The organism is Pedobacter sp. HMWF019, assembly GCF_003061025.1.
GTDB lineage: Bacteria > Bacteroidota > Bacteroidia > Sphingobacteriales > Sphingobacteriaceae > Pedobacter.
This window is the reverse complement of sequence record NZ_QAIL01000394.1, coordinates 1-3,795: the sequence shown is the minus strand read 5'-3', so window position 1 is coordinate 3,795 and position 3,795 is coordinate 1. Positions and strand designations below refer to the sequence as shown.

2 protein-coding genes are annotated in these 3,795 nt (G+C 38.3%); both read right to left on the bottom strand.

The window, feature by feature from the left end:
• Positions 1-1,785: membrane protein insertase YidC (gene yidC / locus DBR11_RS21395; RefSeq protein WP_108554655.1), on the bottom strand; the 1,785-nt coding region annotated here is incomplete at its 3' end.
• A 17-nt stretch (positions 1,786-1,802) separates the two neighbouring features.
• Entirely contained in the window at positions 1,803-3,422 is a 1,620-nt protein-coding gene (locus tag DBR11_RS21390) for a CTP synthase (protein ID WP_108554654.1), read from the bottom strand.
• Between the last annotated feature and the right edge of the window lie 373 nt (positions 3,423-3,795).

Below are 3,795 nucleotides of genomic sequence, written 5' to 3'. Positions count from 1 at the left end.
ATCCTGAGCTTTAATTTGTTGTTGTTGACGCATATAGTCATCTAACCTGGATTGGAACTTTGATTTTTTCTTTGGTTCCTGAGGTTTGGTTTTGTTTTCTTTTAAAATGGCGTGGATCTTTTCGTCGTTTACCATTTTCTTAATTAAGAACTGCTGACCGAAAGTAAGCATGTTGGCCAGGAAGTAATAATAGTTCAAACCAGAAGGGTAATCGTTCAATACACCAAGAAAAATGATTGGCATAATGTAACCAATGTATTTCATTTGACCTGTTGCGCCAGAGATTTGATTATTGAAATAGGTATAGATCAATGTAGAAATCGTCATCAGGATACACATTAAACTTAGGTGATCACCAATAAATGGTAAATGGAAACCGAATTTAATGAAATCATCGTAGGTTGAAAGATCATGCATCCAAAGGAAGCTCTGTCCTCTAAGTTCGAACAAGTTAGGGAAGAAGAAGAAGAAGGCCATTACGATTGGCAATTGCAACAGCATTGGCAAGCAACCTCCAAGTGGGTTAACACCAACTTGTTTGTACAGTTTTAAATATTCCTGTTGCAGCAGGGTAGGGTTGTCTTCACCAACTTTGGCTTTGATCTCATCCATCTCTGGTTTAAGGATACGCATTTTCGCCATTGAAACGTAAGACTTGTACGTTAGTGGTGAAAGAACTAGTTTCAGCATAATGGTTAACACCAGGATGATCAGACCGTAATTCCATCCAAATCCTTCCAGGAAGTTGAACACTGGCAATACAACAAATCTGTTGATGTATTTTAATGGCCAGTAACCCATTTCTACCAGTTTCTCTATTTCATGGCCTTGTTTTTTAAGTTCAGAGAACTTATTGTTGCCGAAATAGAATTCCATAGCATAGCTTTGAGCAGCCAGTTGGTTAAATGGCAAAATCATATTTGCACCATACCATTTAACTTCTCCAGGCTCAGTACTAACTTTGACTTCCAGATTTCCTTTTTCAAAACCATCTTTAGGAATCAATACACCGGAAAAGAAATGCTGTTTGAAAGCGATCCATTCTACTTTACCTTTAGTCAGGTCTTCCTTAACATCTTTTGCAATGTTTAAATGGTCTGGCGTATTGTCTACATACTTGTAATAAGGTGCAGAATAACGTTGTTCATTTTTAAGGGATTTTTCCTGCTCCAGCAAAGTTGCTTCCCAATTTAGGGAAATGTTGTTGCTTTGGATCACTTGATTTAAACCGTTCAGGTTAATGTTAAAGGCAACATTATTGCTGTTGGGTTTTAAATCGTAGAAAAACTCAATGTATTTGCCTTCTCCATAAGTTGCCCGCATGGTAAGTGAAGTACCTGAGGTTTTAGCTGAAGTAAAATAAAGATCATTTGTACTTACAATTTTACCACCGATGTTCAGATTGAGGCCAAACTTATTGGCATCTCCGTCATACAATACAACGGGTTGTCCTTTGTAGGTTTTCTCGTTCTTAATTTCAACGGACAATATTTTACCGCCTTTATTAGTGAATGTGAGTTTTAGCTTTTCATTTTCTAATACACTTTTCGCTTCAGTACCAGTAAGGTTTGTTCCAAAAGGACCTTTTAATGCTGCTGAATCTAAAGCCGGGGCAGCGGTCGGAGCAATTGCGGCAGGCGTCTTAACGCCCGCTTTTTTAGCCGAATCTGCAGTGATCCTGGCTTGTTCTTTTTTTAATTCAGCATCACTTGGCTTAAAAAAGTAAAAAGAACCCGCCAACACGATCATAATCAGGAACAGCCCTGTAAATGTATTTCTATCCATTATTGTTATTTAAACGCTTATTTTTTTATTTTTTTCTTCGCATACTCCATCGCAGCGGCGACAAATTTAACAAAAAGTGGGTGAGGATTAGCAACTGTTGACTTTAATTCGGGATGAAATTGTCCTCCGACGAAAAAAGGATGATTTTTTAGCTCTACAATTTCAACAAGATGGCTGTCCGGATTGGTTCCTGAGGCAATCATTCCAGCCTCTTCATATTGTTTCAAATATTCGTTATTGAATTCGTAGCGGTGTCTGTGGCGTTCGGAGATATGACTCTTTCCATAGGCTGCAAATGCTTTTGTACCTTTTTTCACATCACAAGGATAAGCACCTAGTCTCATGGTACCGCCTTTTGTGGTGATGTTTTTCTGATCTTCCATCATATTGATGACAGGGAATTTGGTGTTCTCGTCAATTTCGACGGTATTGGCACCTTCCAGCCCTAAAACATTACGCCCAAATTCGATCACTGCACATTGCATACCCAAACAGATACCAAAGAAAGGAACTTCATTTTCCCTTACATATTTTATAGTATCGATTTTTCCTTCAATTCCACGGCTTCCAAATCCTGGTGCTACCAGTACGCCATCTAAATGTGAAAGTTTTTCTTTCGCGTTATCATCGTAAAGGCTTTCGGAATGAATATATTCTACTCTTACCTTACATTCATTTTTAGCACCTGCATGAATAAAAGCCTCGGTAATTGATTTATAAGCATCAGGTAGTTCTATGTACTTACCTACAAGGCCGATTTTTACTTCGGCAGTTGGGTTTTTAAGACGACCGAGGAAATCTTTCCAGCTTTCCATGTCTGGTTCGTTCTTCTGAGGTAATTTAAGTTTGCTCAATACAGTTTTATCCAGCTGCTCTTTCATCATCAGCAATGGCACTGAATAGATAGAAGAGGCATCAATAGATTCTACTACTGCATTGATATTCACATTGCAGAATAAAGCGATCTTTTTACGGATATCAGGGGTGATGTGATGTTCTGTACGACAAACTAAGATATCGGGCTGTATTCCATACTCCAAAAGTGCTTTTACAGAGTGCTGAGTCGGTTTTGTTTTTAATTCACCGGCGGCAGCTAAAAATGGAATCAGAGTAAGGTGGATTACGATGGCATTGTTGGCACCTTCTTCCCATTTAAACTGGCGTACAGCTTCAATGAAGGGTAGGGATTCAATATCACCTACGGTTCCGCCAAGCTCTGTAATAACGATATCGTATTGTCCGCTTTCGCCAAGAATACGCATATTCCGTTTGATCTCATCGGTGATGTGAGGAACTACCTGGACTGTTTTACCTAAGTATTCACCCTGGCGTTCTTTATTGATTACATTCTGGTAGATCCGTCCTGTGGTAATGTTGTTGGCCTGGGAGGTTGGAACATTCAGGAAACGTTCGTAGTGACCTAAGTCCAAATCTGTTTCTGCGCCATCTTCGGTTACATAGCATTCGCCATGTTCATAAGGGTTGAGTGTTCCTGGATCAATATTGATATAAGGATCGAATTTTTGGATGGTTACCCTGTAACCCCGTGCTTGTAAAAGTTTGGCCAATGAAGCGGAGATGATGCCCTTTCCTAATGAGGAAGTAACACCGCCCGTAACAAAAATATACTTAGTCATGTTTGTGAATTTGTGTAATAAGAGGCAGTTTTATTGCTTTCTTATCGTTTTTGTACGGGATACAAAGTTAGTAAATAAATGCGGATTCAACTCTATTCTTTTTGAAATATATCTGAACAGGGTATGGGGGAAAGGTTAGAAAACGGGCAAAAAAAAGGCCTGGATAACTCCAGGCACTCTTTTATTTTATATTTGGTTAGAATATGCGGTTTAGGTAATTATGATTATTTATGGTTGGTTTCTTTGTTACACTAAGGTAAAACTAATATAATTTTTTGAACATCTTTTGACATTCGTATAACAATGCCTTGTTTTTTGTTTAACTGCTTGTATTTCAGATAGATTATTTTCTATTTGAAATACATTTTTGATG